General features: G+C 52.2%; 14 protein-coding genes and 1 CRISPR repeat array. Of the genes, 5 read left to right on the forward strand and 9 right to left on the reverse strand.

Annotated features, from left to right (window positions below):
• Window positions 1–9 precede the first annotated feature (9 nt).
• Window positions 10–747 (forward strand): bifunctional demethylmenaquinone methyltransferase/2-methoxy-6-polyprenyl-1,4-benzoquinol methylase UbiE, encoded by a 738-nt coding sequence (gene ubiE / locus Q8902_06740; protein ID MDP4199249.1) that lies wholly within the window; start codon window positions 10–12, stop codon window positions 745–747.
• Between the two features lie 80 nt (window positions 748–827).
• On the opposite strand, the gene Q8902_06745 is transcribed toward ubiE, so the two are convergent.
• The 7 genes from Q8902_06745 to Q8902_06775 form a co-directional block, all read right to left on the reverse strand.
• Window positions 828–1,784, reverse strand: a complete 957-nt coding sequence (locus tag Q8902_06745; protein MDP4199250.1) for a DUF1573 domain-containing protein — start codon at window positions 1,782–1,784, stop codon at window positions 828–830.
• A 442-nt stretch (window positions 1,785–2,226) separates the two neighbouring features.
• Window positions 2,227–3,702 carry a hypothetical protein gene (locus Q8902_06750; GenBank protein ID MDP4199251.1) on the reverse strand — a complete coding sequence of 492 codons (1,476 nt, stop codon included), beginning with the start codon at window positions 3,700–3,702 and terminating at the stop codon, window positions 2,227–2,229.
• 380 nt (window positions 3,703–4,082) lie between these two features.
• Window positions 4,083–5,936, reverse strand: a complete 1,854-nt coding sequence (locus Q8902_06755) for a hypothetical protein (protein MDP4199252.1) — start codon at window positions 5,934–5,936, stop codon at window positions 4,083–4,085.
• Window positions 5,937–6,262: 326 nt separating this feature from the next.
• The gene (locus Q8902_06760) at window positions 6,263–8,410 is read right to left on the reverse strand and encodes a YCF48-related protein (protein ID MDP4199253.1); all 2,148 of its coding nucleotides are present in this window, start codon (window positions 8,408–8,410) and stop codon (window positions 6,263–6,265) included.
• 174 nt (window positions 8,411–8,584) lie between these two features.
• Window positions 8,585–9,040 (reverse strand): DUF1573 domain-containing protein, encoded by a 456-nt coding sequence (locus Q8902_06765; protein ID MDP4199254.1) that lies wholly within the window; start codon window positions 9,038–9,040, stop codon window positions 8,585–8,587.
• Between the two features lie 26 nt (window positions 9,041–9,066).
• The gene (locus Q8902_06770; protein MDP4199255.1) at window positions 9,067–10,704 is read right to left on the reverse strand and encodes a T9SS type A sorting domain-containing protein; all 1,638 of its coding nucleotides are present in this window, start codon (window positions 10,702–10,704) and stop codon (window positions 9,067–9,069) included.
• Window positions 10,705–11,616: 912 nt separating this feature from the next.
• On the reverse strand, window positions 11,617–12,042 hold the full coding sequence (locus Q8902_06775) for a hypothetical protein (protein ID MDP4199256.1): 426 nt from the start codon (window positions 12,040–12,042) through the stop codon (window positions 11,617–11,619).
• Window positions 12,043–12,225: 183 nt separating this feature from the next.
• Here Q8902_06775 and Q8902_06780 point away from each other — a divergent pair, with 183 nt between their 5' ends.
• Window positions 12,226–13,773 carry a hypothetical protein gene (locus Q8902_06780; GenBank protein ID MDP4199257.1) on the forward strand — a complete coding sequence of 516 codons (1,548 nt, stop codon included), beginning with the start codon at window positions 12,226–12,228 and terminating at the stop codon, window positions 13,771–13,773.
• Window positions 13,774–13,775: 2 nt separating this feature from the next.
• Here the strand turns inward: Q8902_06780 and Q8902_06785 are convergent, their stop codons facing one another.
• A complete protein-coding gene (locus Q8902_06785) occupies window positions 13,776–14,627 on the reverse strand; it encodes a hypothetical protein (protein MDP4199258.1) in 852 nt (283 codons plus the stop codon).
• Between the two features lie 146 nt (window positions 14,628–14,773).
• On the opposite strand from Q8902_06785, the gene Q8902_06790 reads away from it, so the two are divergent.
• The 3 genes from Q8902_06790 to Q8902_06800 all read left to right on the forward strand — a co-directional run bounded on the left by Q8902_06790 (window position 14,774) and on the right by Q8902_06800 (window position 16,979).
• On the forward strand, window positions 14,774–15,157 hold the full coding sequence (locus Q8902_06790) for a hypothetical protein (protein ID MDP4199259.1): 384 nt from the start codon (window positions 14,774–14,776) through the stop codon (window positions 15,155–15,157).
• A 14-nt stretch (window positions 15,158–15,171) separates the two neighbouring features.
• Window positions 15,172–15,891: a LysM peptidoglycan-binding domain-containing protein gene (locus Q8902_06795; protein ID MDP4199260.1), complete on the forward strand. Its 720-nt coding sequence runs from the start codon at window positions 15,172–15,174 to the stop codon at window positions 15,889–15,891.
• Between the two features lie 95 nt (window positions 15,892–15,986).
• On the forward strand, window positions 15,987–16,979 hold the full coding sequence (locus tag Q8902_06800; GenBank protein ID MDP4199261.1) for a PhoH family protein: 993 nt from the start codon (window positions 15,987–15,989) through the stop codon (window positions 16,977–16,979).
• 92 nt (window positions 16,980–17,071) lie between these two features.
• A CRISPR array of direct repeats spans window positions 17,072–17,810; the repeat unit is 47 nt; unit sequence GCTGTGATCTGCTTTCAGATTGTTTTTTAGAGTTCTACGGTTTTAAG.
• Between the two features lie 68 nt (window positions 17,811–17,878).
• On the opposite strand, the gene cas2 is transcribed toward Q8902_06800, so the two are convergent.
• Window positions 17,879–18,217 carry a CRISPR-associated endonuclease Cas2 gene (gene cas2, locus Q8902_06805; protein MDP4199262.1) on the reverse strand — a complete coding sequence of 113 codons (339 nt, stop codon included), beginning with the start codon at window positions 18,215–18,217 and terminating at the stop codon, window positions 17,879–17,881.

An 18,217-nucleotide genomic window follows, 5' to 3' on the forward strand; every position in this document is an offset into this window, starting at 1 on the left:
ACGGTATGAATGCCGGAAGAATTTTCCTTCGCCACACCACAGGATAAGAAGCATTACGTCGAGCGGATGTTCTCTCGCATCGCCAGACGCTATGATTTCTTCAATCACTTTCTGTCGGCCGGATTCGATCGTGCCTGGCGCCGAAAAGCCATTCGATTACTGCAGGATCGGATGCTGAGTCCTGAACAGCCGCATATTCTCGACGTCGCTTGCGGTACCGGCGATCTGGCATTCGAAGCACTTCGGCAGATGCCCAATGCAGAGATCACCGCGATCGACCTGGCCGAACCCATGCTTGACCTTCTTCGATCAAAGGCGTCGGCGCGAAATCTCATGCTGATCGTCGAGCGTGGTGACGTTGAGGCGCTCGAGTTCGCTGATCAGACCTTCGATGGCGTTACCATAGGATTCGGTACTCGAAATTTTACAAGTCTTCCCATTGCCTTTCGAGAGATTCATCGCGTGCTGAAGCCGGGCGGTGTCTTTGTCAATCTGGAACTCGCTCGGCCGCGGGTCTTCCCCATGAAGCAACTCTACCGATTCTATTTCGACTGGCTGCTACCAAGACTTGCGAAGCTCTTTGCTGGCGATGAATCAGCCTATCGTTACTTGCCGGATTCACTTCGAAAATTCCCGGATCTCGAACCGCTTGCCAAATTGATTGAGGACGCTGGATTTCGTGATGTTCAATTCCAGACCTTGACCGCCGGTATTGTTGCGATACACTCCGGTATTCGGGCCGCTTAGATCCTGATTCCTTTTAGATGCAAAAAGCCGTGACTATCTTGCAGTCACGGCTTTCGACATGTGCCTCGAAGAGGCGAATCTTAATTCTTTGTAGATTTCGTGGAGGTCGTCGACTTCACGACAGTCTTCGCCGTGGCCGATTTCGTGCTCATGGCTGCATTGTTCGTTGCATCCGCACCCGTCGCAGGAGAGAGTGACTTCAACATGTTGTTGCGTTCCGCTTCCTTCTTGAAGGCACCCATGTATTCGACAAGCGAAGCAATCTCTTCATCGCCCAGCGGACCTTTATTCTTGGTGTGGAACCCGGGCATACCGGTGTTCGCAATACCATCTTCGATCATCGTCTTCCATTGCTTCGGCGAGTGCTTCATCATTGCCTCGCTGGCGAGTTCCGGACCTGGCTTGCCATCGGCCTTGGCGCCATGGCAGATGGCGCAATCCGCTTCGTAAAGTCTTGCGCCAAGTTCGCCTTTGCCCTTATCGACATGGCACTTCGCACAATCACCCTGGAACATACCGTCCAAATGCATCGCGATCTTATGCGCGAGCTTGGACTTGACAACGCGGCCCTGAATGCGGACCATTGCGTCGGATTTTTCTTTCGAATTCGAAGTGATCGTCACGCTCTTGGAGATCGGGCCTTCCGGCTTACCATTGGCATCGAACGTCACATGCAACCGGCTCGTCTTGCCGGGTGGTATGCGGCTCATGTCCATCATCGCCGCCGTGCAACCACAGGAGGGATGTGTGCCGAGGATCACCAGTGTGTCGGTCCCAGTGTTGCTGATGTCAAAAAAGTGCTCGGCCTTCGTGCCTTGCTCGATGTCATGGAAATCGTAGCTGTCATCCTTGATCGAGATTTGTGCGCCTTTCTTCGTCGTATCAACTGGTACAGGCGTCGCAGCCTGCAGCGATGACGACAATGCAGACGATAGCCACTGGCCGGGGTTGAACTGGCCGCTCGGCACAAAGCTATGCAGGGCGACGACGGCCGCCAGAACGAAAGCCGGAAGTGCGTAAACGATGCGAGATTTCATAGTCAGAATTACGTAAAGACTGAAAAAATTGACCGATCCAAGATGATCGCTCATCCTCCCCAGGATGATTGCTCATCCCACCAGCGAGTCACAGTTCACTCGCGGCTAAAGAGTACAAAAAACTACGAGCGTTGGGTTCCACAATCACTTCGCCCCATGCCCATTTCGCACATTGTGATTATGAATTAATTTCTCTCTTAAATTCAAAGTTAATGAAAAGCCGCTTTTTTCTTCACAAAATTGCCCGTTCTTGAGAATTCACGGTCTCTCTCTTTTGAATTGTAATTTAATGAACGGCCCCTCTTTCACATTCCATAATTCATATCTCATGCTTCCACAATAGTGGTGCCCATCTTAGCAATGGGAAAGAACCCACGCCCCGTACCCATGAGTTCCGGCTCTTTGGTCACCGAACGAACGCGCTCCCCCAGGTTGCACACGCTCACTCCTTCACAAACCGCGCGCGGTGCGTGCCATCGCTCGCGTAATATACACCGGGGGAAAGCTTGGAGACGTCAAGTGCATCCCCAATTCTACGGACTTCACACGAGCGGTCGAGCGGATCAACGATCGTGAGCAGCAGACCGAACGACTCGATGTGGAGGAGCGAAGATGCGGGGTTCGGATAAACACTCGTTGCCTGCGACGTTTGCAAAGAACTCGATACGCTTGAGTTTCCGTTGCTGCTCAACCGAGCAAGAAACGCGGTCTTCCAATAATTGTTAAACATAAACGCTCCGATCATAGAGCCATCAGCCGTGATGGTCGATCGAAACATTCCTATTTTGCCAGAGGATTTCGGATCGATCGAAGGAATAAATTGCTGGCTGTCAAGGGACCAGATTGACCCATAGTCGCTGGTGCGGTACATCCCAAAGCCGGCGTACAGCCGTGACGTATCCGACAACCGCGACATCATTGGACTTGAAATTGGTGACATATCGAAGAACCCAAAGGTCGCTTTCCCCGTGTCCACAATCCGATCCCAATGTTGGCCACCATCGAATGTGCGCGCGATCACGCCATTCTTCTGTCGATCTGAGGTAGTGTGACTATTCCAACCAAGGACCATCAGGGTATCGGTGTTGCTGAATTGAGATTCGATCCAGCCGTTGAAGTATGTATGAAAGACCGTATCCCGCTCCGGCCAGAAGGGCACAAAAACTGAATCGACTGTGTGCCAGCCATCCGTGGTGGTATAAAGCGGAACCACGGTTTCGAGTAGTGAATCCGAGTAATACCCATTGCCGACCACCCGATACTTGTTCCCGCCGTATGAATGGCAATAGAGTTGCCCTTCATAATCGGGAGATAAGTTGGGCACTGGTCCGTGGTAACAGTCTGGCGTAAACGGTACCTCTTCCCAGGAGCTCCCCTTGTGAATCAGGATCGTGATGGGTTTGATGCCAACAATAATACCGCTCTCTCGCGAGGAACAACTAATTTGGGAGAGAGTCGATTTAACGGGACTCGGCTCGACACCCCAATTCTCTCCACCATCATACGTTGACAAGATCAGTCCGCTATCGCCCACAGCAATTGCGCAAAGAGAATCCGCCTGAGTCAGTGAGGTGATGAATCTGTTCGATAGGTGCGGGTCTTGCTTTCTCCACGTGCGGCCCGCATCGTCGCTTCTCCAAAAGAGGGTATGATACTGTCCGGAGACTGAATCCATCACCACGCAGCAGACGGTGCAGACATTCCCATGGGATGAAATCTGAAAGTTCCAGATATTGTCCGCTCCGGTTATAGTGTCCGTGATTTCCCACACGCACTGTGCTGCGCCAATTTTCGATATGATGAGCAGCAGACTGACAAGCATGATGATTCTCAACGTTAAGATTTGCCACAGCACAATGTGGAATCGCTTCATAATCTCAAGATGGAGCTTTGTGCTTGCGGGTGTCTGAGTGTACATAGTACTTGTTTACTAATGGAGATTGATTTAACCGACCGAGCAAAGCTACAGCAAAATAGGAGCCATACATGCAAATCCTTTACGCCGCCCGAGCCGTCGATGGCCAAGAAGTAATAGCGATAGTGCAACCTTCTCCGAATGAGTAAGGCAATACTGGCGCCGCGCGTCTGACGCAGCAGTCAGGCACACGATTGAAAGTGCGAAAAGCAGCGAATAGCTCTTGAAACAACTCTTAGACATGAACATGGAAAACCACCTGTTAACCCGACACGGCAGGCAGCACCAAAGTTACACAGATCATTCTGCGAATTCACTGTGGGCTCTTCACTCCTTCATAAACCGCGCGCGGCGCGTGCCGTTGCTTCCTCACGCATTTCAAATTAATGCGCGATCGTGAATTTGCACAGACCTGAAGCGCCGCCGAGCGTGGCAATCGCGGTGTAGGCGCCCGTCGTAAGGTTCGAAAAATCCGCCGTCGCAACCCAGGTGTTCGTCATGCTGGCAGCGAGGTCCTGCACTTGCTCGATCGTCCGGCCCGCGGCATCGCTGATGACAAGCGTGGGACTCGCACCATCCTCCGATGTCTGCTTCGACGTGATCGTAAAGTGAACCGTGCCGTTCGAAGGATTTGGCGAGGCCGTGATCGCGAGAGTGTTCTTCTGTGGTGTTCGGCGGCGGCTTAACCGAAAGCCGGTCATCGGCTCGCGAATCGTTTGCCGGTAACTGCGCCCAGCACCCATGCCGCGGTCAGCGCCGAGCACATAAATATGTCGTGCATCCGGGAATGTCAGACTCCGGTAGGATGTACCCGGATGTGTGAAGAGCGGCTCGGGTGCCACCGGACGCCACCATCGGCCGCGGATCTGCGTCATCAATACTGTGCCGCTATCACCTACCGCATAGCCGACACTATCATTGACGAATCGTATCGCATGGAGGTCCTGCCTGGTTGGTGCATAGGAGCGGTGCCACGAGAGGCTGCTATCAACCGTAAACATGAGCGTACCGCTTCCACCACATGCATAACCATTCTTTGCGGATGTGAAACAGATCCGGCTAAGGCTCGCAAGACCACTTGTGGTAGTCGTCCAGGTTGCGCCGCCATCGGTGGATTGATAAATGGACGCCGTGTCGCTGTAGATCGTCGTATCGTGTGTGACATTATCCGTTAGCGTGGTCGTATCCAATCGTGTAACTGAATCCGCCAGTACGTAACAGGTATACGGATCGGGAAAGCTCGCGCTTCGAGCGTACTCGCCCCGGCGCATGGGGATGGCGCGTGTTGTCACCGATTCGAAGGTGGCCGTCGTAAGATACAATGCGGAATCGGTTGCAACATAAATGTCGCTGTTGAACTTATTGCGCCAGCCGAATTCCACCATCGGGCGTTTCGTCCCAAGTAGTGAGTCGCATGCACGCCACGTCGATTCGCTCACGATGACAAGCGATCCACTCGTATCGCCAACGAGCGCGGACGTATCGGAAATCATCAGCATCGCACTCACTGCTCGCAGGCCCGTGTGGGCTTCCTGCCACGTCGTGCCGGAGTCATGCGTGAAAAAGACGAGACTATCGCGCACGATCGCTCCCGAGGCCGCAGAGAAAAAGTCAATTCCGGCTCCCCCTCCTGCGAAGCGAAGCGGAGACGGAAGGGGCGGTTGATGATCAATCATCCACTGGGAAGTGATTTCAGCGGAGCAGAACGGCGCCACATGCAATCGCCTCCACTGCGTCTTGCTCGTATCCGATACGTAGATCAGTCCTGGCTCACCGACGGCATAGCACACCGAATCCACTTGGGCGACGCTTCGAATTAAACCGCACGCTTCGGCTTGCGTATGTTGCGGTGCAGCATACGCATGGGCTTGTTGCACGCGAGTTGAAACGCGCGGTACTGCTAACGACGCCCACGTGCGCCCGCTATCGAGCGATATCAGCACGGCGATGCTGTCATAGTATACAAACGCAGTATCATGCTCGATCTCGAGCGCAGTGAGGCTCGATATGCCGTGGTACACCATGTGCCATGTGGCGCCCAAATCCGTGCTGCGAAGAATATCGCCCGGCTCCCGAATCATCACGAGCGCACCATCGCTCATGCCGGCAATCGCCACAAATGCATCCGCTCCAATTGGATCCCAGGACTGCGCCATCGCACGCGATGGCATCGCCCACGATGCAGCAATGCTGCCGAGTAACGAGAGTCCGAACAATACCAGAAGCCGCCGCATCATGATGATGTGAACAGGGCACCGCACGCACTCACTCCTTCACAAACCGCGCACGCCGCCATTGCCCGATGGAAATAGGTGCTCAAAGTTAAAGTAATACTTTAATTCTCTCTTTTGAGTTGTCATTTAATGAACACCCTCTCCATTTGCGCAAGATCGCCTAAGTTGTCAATGAGCTAGTGAGCGACACCCGCCTTCATATTTTCCCCGAAAACGGTGCCTATCACCCGCAGAACAACATACAACATTCTACCACCATCGCGCAAGGTGCCCATCAAAGAATTCATAAAATTGTAGTGGCGGGATGATCGGCAGAGCGCGGTATGCCCTCACTCCTTCACAAACCGCGCGCGGTGCGTGCCATCGCTTACGTAATAGACGCCGGGGGGAAGTGAGGAGATATCCAGCGTGCCATCGTGATTTGGAACACGATATGAGTGCCCGAGTGGGTCGAAAATGACGACGTGCGAAAGACTGCGAGAGATGGTAACAAAACTTGTGGCAGGATTTGGAAATAGATTCTCCTTGTTATGTTGCTCCAATATTCGTCCAATAACGACCTCATTTTGAGAATTGGAAGAGAATGTTCGGCGATAGAGAGAGGTTGGATATTCAACGATCGCGGTCGTATCGTCTATGAAGTACACGCCCGTAAGATTCTTTTGTCCGCTTACGCAAAAGGGCTTCGGAAAATCTCTTATCCATGTTTTACCCGAATCGAATGTTTCGTAAAGCTCGGAATTGTGACCAGCTACGATTCCAAGCGATCCTCTTTTGTTGAACGCAATAGCAGAAAATAAACCTGTTGTAAAACCGACTTGTAGTGAATCCCATGTTGCACCGGCGTTTGTTGTTCTGAGAACGACTCCTCCCACATCGGCTCCGATGCCGAGATTGGGATCGATAAACCATGTGCGGCAATTGTTCATTGGATCTCCCGGGATGGCTCGGTGTTCCCAAGTCTTCCCGTGGTCGTAGGTTCGAAAAAGTGTGTGTCCCGGAAGAGAATCCGAAGCATTCTTAATATGAAGATATGCGGAATCCTGCCCCCAAAATGAGCCGCCCACAGCGAAGGACGTGGTTTTATTCTTAACAACGGCACACGAATCCCATAGACTCCAATGATAACCCTTATCGGTTGATGATGCAACGAGTCCATCACCCGAGAGGAAGAGCGTACCGTCGCTTCCCGTATCTGTCCGAACCCACCTATGTTTAATCCACTGATCGTTAGGTAAGTAAGACCAGGTAGCCCCATTATTTGTCGTGTAAGAAGCCGAATATGAGCTACTCGATGATGTTAGAAGTACGCCAGTAGAATCGGAGTCAAAGTCGATTCCAATATATATCGCGTTACTATGCGTAATGTCATCTCGGTTGTGCCACGTGTATCCACCATTGAGACTGATGTCCAAAGTAGAAGCAAGGCTGCGTAGCGAGCGACTGTTTCCACCAGCACGCGCGATGATACCGCTTTGAGGGCTCGATGAATTACCATACTGCTGAAGCAACCCACCAGTACTATCAGGCCGGAGCGGAACTTGTAACTCGTATATCGTCCCCTGCGGACCGCATAGAACGAGATTGCCATTTTGCCTGGGCCAACAGTCATGAAAGTACTGAGGCACGAACACATAGCCGATAGATGTGAGCCGAGCACTGTTCCAGTTATGACCTCTATTGGTGCTAAACTCTAAGAAGAAATTTCGATGAAGACTGATAATGACACTATCGTTCAAGTACTTAATGAAGGAGGGGTCAGTTACTTGGTTATCGACAACATATTTGTTCCATGTGGCGCCACGATCGGTGCTGATCGCAACAAAAGAATCGAGTCCGAGTGCAATATCACCCGATGGAGAGACATCCATTGAACCAATAAAGTCGTACCACCCTGGATTATAGGGAAGTGTCATTGAAGACCAATTCGAACCACCATCCGTGGTTTCGTAAAACGCCATCGAATCTCCTATGACATAGCCATGCCTTCTGCCCTGAAAATAGAATTTCCGGAGTCGATGATGTTCGCCAATACTAATCGTGTTCCACGTTGCGCCACCATCGATGCTCCGTTCGATCAGTCCCCCTGCTCCGCAGGCTAATAGTGTGTCCTTCGATAGCGCAATCACATTCCATAGCGATTGTGTTGTCGGCACCGCATTGCACTCCCACGTCTTTCCGCCATCGAGCGTTTTGTAAACGCGTCCGGAATCTGCTCCGGCATAACCGATGAGTGGAGTCAGGAATGAAATGGAATTTAGCCCGCTTGCTGTGTCCAGCACTTGTGGCGTCCATGCCCGTCCATCGTCGCTGCTCCATAATAGATAGCCTCCGCTGGTGGCAATGCAGATCCGGCCCTCACCGAATTGTTGACACGCCCGAAAATCGACATTGCCGATTGGCGTCCAATGCGGTTGTGAGTAGCAGATACTCGCAGCGAACAAGAAGCAAGTAAGGTAAAACGGCAAGCCTTTCATACCACTGATGAACACGGATGAGTACTGAAAGTCTCGGTCATAGTCATTCCTGCACTATGACCGAGACGAATAGATAGTTACTGTGAGCATCCAACGTCAATGCAGTCGGGATCGCAGTGAATTACATCGCCGAATATGACGGTGGCATTTGCCATGACCATAAGCCATGCCCAATTATTGCTTCACTGAATGCTTGACGAAGGTATGAGTTCTGGCGGTGTCCGAACCGGGGGCGGCGAAGAGGCGACCATAAAACCAAAAGCTTTTCTGTTCGGAATCCCGAGAATTCGAAAGGATCGAAACCTCCTTCTTAAATTCGCCAGGTGGATGATTCTTTTCCGAGAATCGAATAAGAAGGGTTGTCTCTTTGCCGGGGGCGACCAGACTATCCTTGAGAGCAACAACAGTGCAACCACATGACGGATGGCCGCCGGTGATGTGAAGCGTTTCGTCGCCCTCGTTCCGAAGCACAATGGCATGCTCCACTTCCCCGATATTCGGCACTAACCCGAAGTTCGTGTTGCTCGTATCAATGACGAGGAGTGGACCATGATGCACTGGATCGCCAGGCGAAAAAGTAAATGCACTACACAGGGCTAAAACCGAGACAACCAAAATGATCTTTTTCATAAGCCTTTTTTGAAATTGGTATGAAGCTAGTGCTTGACAAATCGCGAACGTGAATGACCATCGCTCACGTAATACACTCCTGCCGGAAGCCTGGAGACACTGAACGTACGAGAGTTTTGGGGAACACCACATGCGCGCCCCAAGGCGTCGGTGATCGTGAGTGCCGCCTGTGCGCCATCCACGGTAAGTTCGCCCGACGCAGGGTTTGGGTAAATCGTAAGCATGGCAGATTCTGGCGCACGCGCGCTAACGTCTGCAGTGGTGTGGTGTACAATGAAAATCCTTTGCGCCGTATTGCTTTCGTTCGTGGCGTTATACGCCGTTAAGTACATCTGATATTGCACTCCCCGCTGTGTTGGATTTGTATCCAGCAAATTGCTCAGGTGATACGATGTGGTTGTGATGTTCGTATCCCTCACAATCAGCGTGTCGTTTTGGGCAACGACTGAGCCCACGATTGTAAGGGAATACCGCGTTGCGCCCGGCACTGGATCCCACGTAATATCGAACGTCCGCGGCACGTCCGGCGGACTGAAGTGTGGATAGGTGATATTCGGAAGCCTTAGGATCCCATTGGGATGGTAAATTAGGACACCCCCATCCGATGAAGGAATCATGGCATGGTTTACATCTGGATAAGCCACATCTGTAAGTTCATCGATGTCTTGAGCATCTGCAGTGTAGTCTGAACTCATTTCAGTCCAGGTAGTACCTCCATCGGTCGTTCGCAGGATTAACCCTTCGTAGCCACACGCCAAACCGTGAAGTGAGTCGGCGAAGGCGATACTATTCAGCCCATCATGGACTGTGACATGCCGCGTGAGTACACGAGCCCAGGTGATGCCGCCATCGGTGGTCTTGTCGATTGTGGAGGTCTCTTCAAGCGTGTTGAAATCGATGATCATTCCCGAAGCGAAGCCCACTTTCGAATTAATGAAGGCGAATTTCGTTGCGAGCGTATTCGCTCTCAACACGGTGTCCCAGGTGATTCCGAGGTCTGTCGTTCGATAAAGAACACTATATGGATCGCTATTGAGGGCAGCCACCAACAGTGTGATTGAATCGAGATAGGTGATGGCGGGGTTGACCGGCCTATAAGTCGGTCGCTGATATTCAAACGGAGGTGTCGGGGTAGATCGCCATGAAGCTCCGCCATCCGATGTGAGCATTGCACGATTGGAAAGATAGGTGACGGTGTCGCCGACAAGGATCACGATATGGTTGCTATCGAGTGCCGCAATCGCCGTGATGAAATTGCCCGGCTCATTCTTCACATAAGAACCCATGGTTGTATCTTTCCATGTCGCCCCGTCATCCGTGGAGCGAACAAGATGCCCGACTGCATGGTCGTTGCACGCGACAAGAATCATGTTGTGAGTGGGATGGACAAAGCCTATATAGGAATAGGAGTATCGTAGCAGATATTTTGGTGAGTCCACCATGACGAACTTCCACGTGTTGCCGTAATCGGTCGTCAGCGGTTCGAAATCGGATACACCGTCCGCAATCAGGTATTCGTTGGAATCAAGAGCGACAATTTGCCCTTGAACTCCAATGGTGCGTGATCCGAGCAGCGGCCGGTGCAGCCAAAACGATTGTGCGGATGCGATGGCTGGCAACGAGTACAAAAGCATCATCAAAAGCAGAATTCGTTTGGTAATCATGGTACTTGAATTTAAGATCGCACTAATAGTAAAACACGCGGAAGTCCCTTAAGTAGCGGTCGGGGAAATCCCCCCGACCGCGACAAGTCGATTAATGCATCCAGGATGGGCAGCCGGAAGGATCGCCGCTCGGCCCTTGTGGCGAGCAACTCGGATTCCATCCCGGCGCTCCAGCACACGGAGGTGTTTGACCGCCGGGGGTGCACTGCCACGTTGTATGCACGCTCCGATCATAGCAAAGTTTGCGAACATGCGTTGTTGGAGTTTCACAGACCCAGTAGGCATCAATGCACCATCCATGGGCGTCGCAAATCTGCCAATTCCATTTACTGCAGTAAGCCCAGCAGTTGATGAAGTTTTCGTTCCATTGGATGGTGTTTCCATGACAGGTGCTACAATCCCCTGGGCACGGGCATGGACCTCCGCTTGGAAAGCCCGCCGGATTATTATCCATGAGCCACTGGCTTGCGGTTTGCAGTATTGTTGAGTCAAATGGGGCACACCCAGGATCGCAACATACGCCAGTAACTGCGTAGTCGAAGTTATGGGAGCTCGTAGAGCGGTAGATATAGCATATTTTTACAAAGCACGAGTCGCCATAGGCATCTACAGGGATAAATACACAGGTATCGGCTCCGTTCCAGGGAATTGGCGTGGTGTCATATTGCGCATCATCTAGTGGCACCTTTGGGCAATCACATGTCGGACATTGCGCGCGCGCGCCTATGCTAAGAAACATCATGCTACAACAAAGCAGCATCATAGCGGCGAAGGCCGCGAGTCGAGTATTGATTCTTTTAGCTTTCATAGCTGTTTCGATATTTGTGGATTGATGTCCCGCCGAGCGAAGCTGGACGGGATTAACTGACAATCTTCGGAGGCCGGGGTGCAAACTCCGGTCTTTTTTGTTTCTCATTGCCGCACCGGTCCGTTCGTCCCAGCTTCGTTTGCGATCTCAATGAGGCTCGGCGATTGCCACGCGACCTTGACCCATACGCCACTCGGAAGCTGCACGTTGCCGGAGTTCGGGTAGTTGACATTCACTCCGTTGACAGTTGCCGAAATCGCTGCGAAGCAGATGTTCTGCTCGTAGAAGCCGGTCGTTGTGACGTTGAAATCTTGCGAGCTACTCGTCCCAGACACGGTCACGGTTCCGAGGGAGTCCGTGGATGCATTATCGACGGTGAAGGTATAGCAAGTGGGTACGGGAGCGGTTGAGGGCGTGAGTGCGGGGGAGACCACCCCCCAGCCCCCTCCTACTGACGTAGGAGGGGGAGTACGAGGGGAAGCTGCCGTGACCACAAGAGCTATCGAAAGAGAGAGCACTGTTTTTTTCATGGGAAGAGCGTTTAGTTGTTTGCGAGATTTTCTGAATCGTAATGGGGCGTTGGCGGCCCCGAACGAGGCTGCTTCGCGTTGACACAGCGCAAAACTCGGAAGAGAATTGTCAATTTGCCGTTACCAAAATCGCACTTTTTTCCCGAGTGTTTTGGTTCTTATAGACAACATAAATTCGCTCTTATGCCTCAGGAGTCCTCAAAAACGCTGATCGAAACCTTTGAACTGGTTCATTTTTTCCAAAAACTTGCGCCAAAAAAAGTTTTGGGCAGGTTCAAGGATTCGAAAGACCGTGCGTTCTCGCTCTATTCCATTATTGCGAGAACTCGCCATGGACTCACGGACGATGAGGTGAAGCAGCTTGCCGGGATGACCCACTCCCAGTATCAACGAGCTATTTGGAAGCTAAAAGCCGCTCTCGTCGATTCCGTACTTGAACTCGATCTCTCTTTGGGCAACTATTCCGATCTGGCACAACGGCTCTTTGCGCTTGATCTTGGACATGCACGGGTGCGCATCCTCCATCGATTCGCGGCGGCATACAGCGCGAACGCGGAGGCGAAGACCTGGCTCGAAGAAGCAAAAGAATTGGAGCAGTGGCATCTTGCTATTTCATTGCTATCACCGCTGCTCAACTGGGCTTCACTCTCGGGCGACAAGAAAGAATACGACCGTCTCCGGGCCGAGCGGCGGCGGTTCGCCACCCTTCAGTCCGCCCTTCTAGATGGTGATGAAGCAAGCCAGCGGGCAACGATGGTCTTTGCCAAAAGCGGCGCGGAGCATCCTGAGATCCGCCCGATGCTCGATGCTGCGATCGCACAATTGGCCCCAATCGTGCGGGAACACGGTACGTTTATGCTGCAAGAGAAACTACTTCTGCTTCGCAAGATGGCGCAGCAAGTCACGACGGACTACAATGAGGCGCTGGCAATCTGCGATGAAACGGAAAAACTGCTCAGCGACTATCCACTCTTTGCAAACCGTTCTCGCAAAAGCCGCAACGCGCTCACTCGGTTGATGTGCTATGTCCAAACGCGCCGAATCAGGGATGCACAATATGTCATCGAAACTTCGCTCACGCTTTTTGACGAAGGGGATCAGAACTGGCATACGTTTCAGGAGTGGCACTTCATCTTGCTCATGCACATGGAGCGGTTTGAAGAGGCGCACGCCTTGATGGCCAAAGTGATGGGCCATTTCACCTTTGGCTCGCAGACTGAGGGTACTCGGGACAGGTGGAATCTCTTCCGAATTTATGCGGACCTCTTCACTGGCCGCGTGGTACCGGGCGAAAAGAAGCGAATGGACGAGAAGACGGGCGGACTACTGCAGCGTCTGCTGAGGCAGTTTCCGAGTTTCAAAGGCGACTATGAAGGCTACATGATGGCTGCGATCGTGCTGGAACTACTGATCGCACTCGACCGCAGAGAAGATCAAACATATTTGTTCGAGAGAGTCGAATCGCTCAAGGTCTACAAGTCGCGACACCTCGATCGAGAAACCCAGAGCAACATCTTCATCTCGCTCATGCAGCTAATGGTGGAGCACGATCTCGATGTTGCAGAGATCAATCGGATCGCCGCGCCCATGCTCGTGCGCATGATGGCGATCAAGACCATCGACAGGTTGCAGGCGCAGCAAGTCCTGCACTATGAAATGCTCTGGGCTAAAACGATGGAGTTGCTGCCAGCGTATGTTGCCGCACTTGCAGAGCGCCGCTTGCGGCAATGAAGCTACTTGCCAGGCTCTCCGATTAGCCAGGTATTACTCTTCCCGGCACGCTCTTCCATCTTCGGTGCGTTCGGACCGGGCCAGGTGTATTGCATGTAGTACCGCGTGCCGTCTTTTAGGTAGTAGTGATCGTGCTTCTGCCCGCCGAAGCCAAAAACTTCGCCGAGAGGGACAAAGCCACTTGAAATATTACCGCTCAAGGTATCGCCTTCTGACATTACAGTGTCCAGCGTCAATGGTCCTGCAATTACTGGCACCCTGGGCCAACTTGAACGGAGTGCACCCACTGCAGGATGGCCGTCACTGATAAAGACCGCGTTACCACCGATCAAACTGTCCGGGTCGAAATGAATGCAGGCTAGAGAGTTAGTCGTTTGTCCTGACCAAACAATCCCCGGATCGAGATCGTGGTCCCAGCCTTTGAGAAGAATCCCGTTGTCTCGAACAACAATATGGCCATGAATGACATCGCCCTTCGCACCAAAGACAGGGCCGTCGCTCTCAGATATCGTGAGATCGGGTTGGGAAAAGATCAATGCGGTATCGAGATCGATTGGTGGAATTTCAACATGAGGAATATCGCCCGGTGTGCCCACCTGAGCTGGTGGCAATAATTTGAACCTGTCAAGTTCTGGCAAAGCCATCGATTGGACGTTACGATCGCGCATGAACTCGCCAAGCTCAGGCAGCTCAAGGATCTGACCGCTTAGGGCCGTCGTAGGTTGAAGATTTAACTTCTGCAAGCCGCCATCAGCGGCGGGGACGCGCCACCCCTGCGCGAGTGCTGTCGAAGTAGTGAAGCCGACGACTAGAACCGCAATGAGAAATGCTCGAACCGTCTCAAAACGATACATGGCCAAATCCTCCGGCCTATCGAAAACAGGCCGGAAGCGATTAATTCCCGATCAAAATTCTCGATTTCCTTGCGTACACCCAAAAAATGTGCGATATTTGTATTGGAAATTTTAATCCCTGTTTGCACTTTAACATGGAAAGCAATATGCTACAACATACCCTACGTTCTCGCGTGGCTTTGGGTCTCGCGCTTGCGGCACTCGGCATGATGCCGATGCTGGCAAGTTGCTCGAACAAAGCGACCGAAGAACAGATGAAGACACTGCATCAACTCGATCAGCAGCGCGATGGATTGCGCAACGACCTCCAGAGCGCCCAGAACAACTTGCGCGATGCCCAGGGCAAGCTTGCCAGCGCCGACCGCGATCTGGCCGATTGCACCTCCGATACCCGAGCAGCCCAAGAGGGACTTACCCGATGGCCAAATGTTTGGGCTGACTCTGCCGATTGGCGCCTTGCTCCTCCGCCTGCTCCCGCGCCTGAAAAAGCGATGAAGGGCAAGAGAATGATGAAGAAATCTGCGAAATAAGAAAGGACACGACCATGAAAAAAACACTACTTATCGCCACGGCGTCCTTATTCTTTGCAACGGCGGCGTTCGCGCAGTATCCGGAGGATTTCACAAAGGACCAGGCCGATTCGACCATTAAACTTCGGAATACCGAAATCGGCGATTTGAATTCGCAGGTCTCGAAAACCAAAGCCGATGCCGCAAAGGCATCCACCGATCTCGAGCAGCGCATGGCCGACAACACCAAGTGCCGCGAGAGCCTCTATGCCATGCTTGGCAGCGACCGCAATGGCTACAATGCCTACCGCGAGCAGCTTGCACGTGAAGAGCAGGAGCTTTCCGCTCTGCGTAGCATGACACCAGCGCAGCAAGCCGAGATGAGCGACCGAATGAAGGCGCTCGAAACATCCATCCGTAGCTTGCGCGATAACAAGCTCGTGCTGATTCCAGACCACATGCGCCGCGTTAGTGCGCTGTCGAACGGGTATATTCAGTTCAAGCGTGGCATGATCCCGCCGAACACGACCTACACGGTCGGAACGTGGCGGAAGGATCGCGATTGCCTCTGGAACATCGCGAAGAAGCCGGACATCTACAACGATCCATTCGCATGGCCGAAGATCTGGCGCGCGAACCAGGAGCTCATCCATAATCCGGATGTCATCCAGCCGGGCTGGCAGCTTACCATCAACAAGACCGCTGTCACCGAGCAGGACAAAGACCTTACCGGTTACAGGCACCGAAAGCATTAATCAATTACGAATGACGAATTACGAATTACGAATGGGAATGCAAGCCCTCCGAAATTCCTTCATTTGTAATTCGTAATTCTTAATTCGTAATTATTGTGGAGGTAATCGAGCGTAAGTTCAAGATTTCGCCGGGCGATCCGGTCGCCATTCTCGGTCCGGCCGATCAGTATCTCCAGTTAGTCGAACAGAAGTTCGATGCGAGCATTGTCGCCCGCGGGGATACCATCACGGTCCGTGGCAATCCCGAGGAAGTCGCACAGGTCGAGCGCGTCTTCAAAGAGTTGAATTTCATTCTCTCCAAGACCGGTCGGCTATCGCTGCGTGATGTCACCACCATTCTCGATCTGATTGAGACCAGTCCCAACGAGGCAATCGTTCGCGACGATCTCGAGTCCGTCATTCTCTTCGCGCACCACGATGCCATCCGCGCGAAGACCCCGACGCAAAAAGAATATTATCAGGCCGTCAAGCGCAACGACATCGTCTTTGCCATTGGTCCTGCCGGGACGGGCAAAACCTATCTCGCCGTCGCGATGGCGGTTTCCGCGCTGAAGAATCGCGAGGTCAACCGCATCGTGCTCGCAAGACCGGCGGTCGAAGCGGGGGAGAGCCTCGGGTTTTTGCCGGGCGATCTCGCACAGAAAGTCGATCCCTATCTTCGTCCGCTCTACGATGCATTGCAGGAGATGCTCACGGCCGAGAAGACCAAGACGTTTATCGAACGTGGCACGATCGAAGTTGTACCGCTCGCTTACATGCGTGGCCGCACGATCAACAGCGCGTTCGTTATCCTTGACGAAGCACAGAATGCCACGCCGATGCAGATGAAGATGTTCCTCACGCGTCTGGGTGCCGGTTCCAAAGCGATCATCACTGGCGATCAAACCCAGATCGATTTGCCGAGCCGCCAGCAATCGGGACTGATTCAAATCCAAAAGGTCCTGCACGAAGTCCCCGGAATCGACTTCGTCTATTTCAATAAGGGCGACGTGGTCCGGCATAAGTTGGTCAAAGATATTATCGAGGCCTACGAGAAATTCCACGAGCTGCCCGGTCACACCAGCGAAGACGAGCGGACGAAAGATTAGGCAGATACCGCCACAGAGAAACCGTCCAGAAAATCAATCAGCCAAATTGTGTGTTGTTACACCAGCACAGGGCAGTGGATACCGACGTGAGTGCTGTGATCTGCTTTCAGATTGTTTTTTAGAGTTCTACGGTTTTAAGTTACAGTGCGAGTTTCATCCGTCACAAGCAGCTGTGATCTGCTTTCAGATTGTTTTTTAGAGTTCTACGGTTTTAAGCCTGAGCCTGTAAATCGGCTACAATGGCCGGCTGTGATCTGCTTTCAGATTGTTTTTTAGAGTTCTACGGTTTTAAGCAGGAGCTTCGCGAAACGGCCACAGAAGATGCTGTGATCTGCTTTCAGATTGTTTTTTAGAGTTCTACGGTTTTAAGCCTACGATGGAAGCTATTGGGACAACCCCGGCTGTGATCTGCTTTCAGATTGTTTTTTAGAGTTCTACGGTTTTAAGTGGCCGCTGCCGGCTGTGATCGTGGACATGGCTGTGATCTGCTTTCAGATTGTTTTTTAGAGTTCTACGGTTTTAAGCACGAGCACGGCGAAGTTGCGCGTGCCACGGCTGTGATCTGCTTTCAGATTGTTTTTTAGAGTTCTACGGTTTTAAGGCTGCTCGACTCGATCCAGTATGCTGTTCAGCTGTGATCTGCTTTCAGATTGTTTTTTAGAGTTCTACGGTTTTAAGTGCAGGTCATGGGTGAAGTAGCCAGAGAGGCTGTGATCTGCTTTCAGATTGTTTTTTAGAGTTCTACGGTTTTAAGTTCCGAGTCTGCGATTGCATGAGCGGCGCGGCTGTGATCTGCTTTCAGATTGTTTTTTAGAGTTCTACGGTTTTAAGACGATGACAGCAAGTGCTTTGGACACAACGAATTACGGGCACAATTAGAAAGTAAAAAAGGAGCGCATTCAGAACATCTCGAGTTGCTGCGGCGGCCGCTCGCCCTCCACGGCGGACTGACCATCGAATATCTCCATCAGTCCGAACTGCTTATCGGTGATCGTGAGTATCCCGACTTTGCCCTTCGGCGGCAAGGCGTAACGCACGCGCCGCTTGTGGACCTCAGCATTCTCGCGCGAGAACGAGTGCCGCATATAGGTCGAGAACTGGAATTGCGTGAAGCCGTCCTTGAGTAGCGACTTCCTGAATTTCGTGTATTCCTTCCGGTCCTTCTTCGTCAAAACCGGAAGGTCGAAGAGTACCATGGTCCACAAGGTGCGATATTCGTTAAAGCGTGAGTTCTGCAT

Source organism: Bacteroidota bacterium (genome assembly GCA_030706745.1).
Taxonomy (GTDB): domain Bacteria; phylum Bacteroidota; class Ignavibacteria; order Palsa-1295; family Palsa-1295; genus PALSA-1295.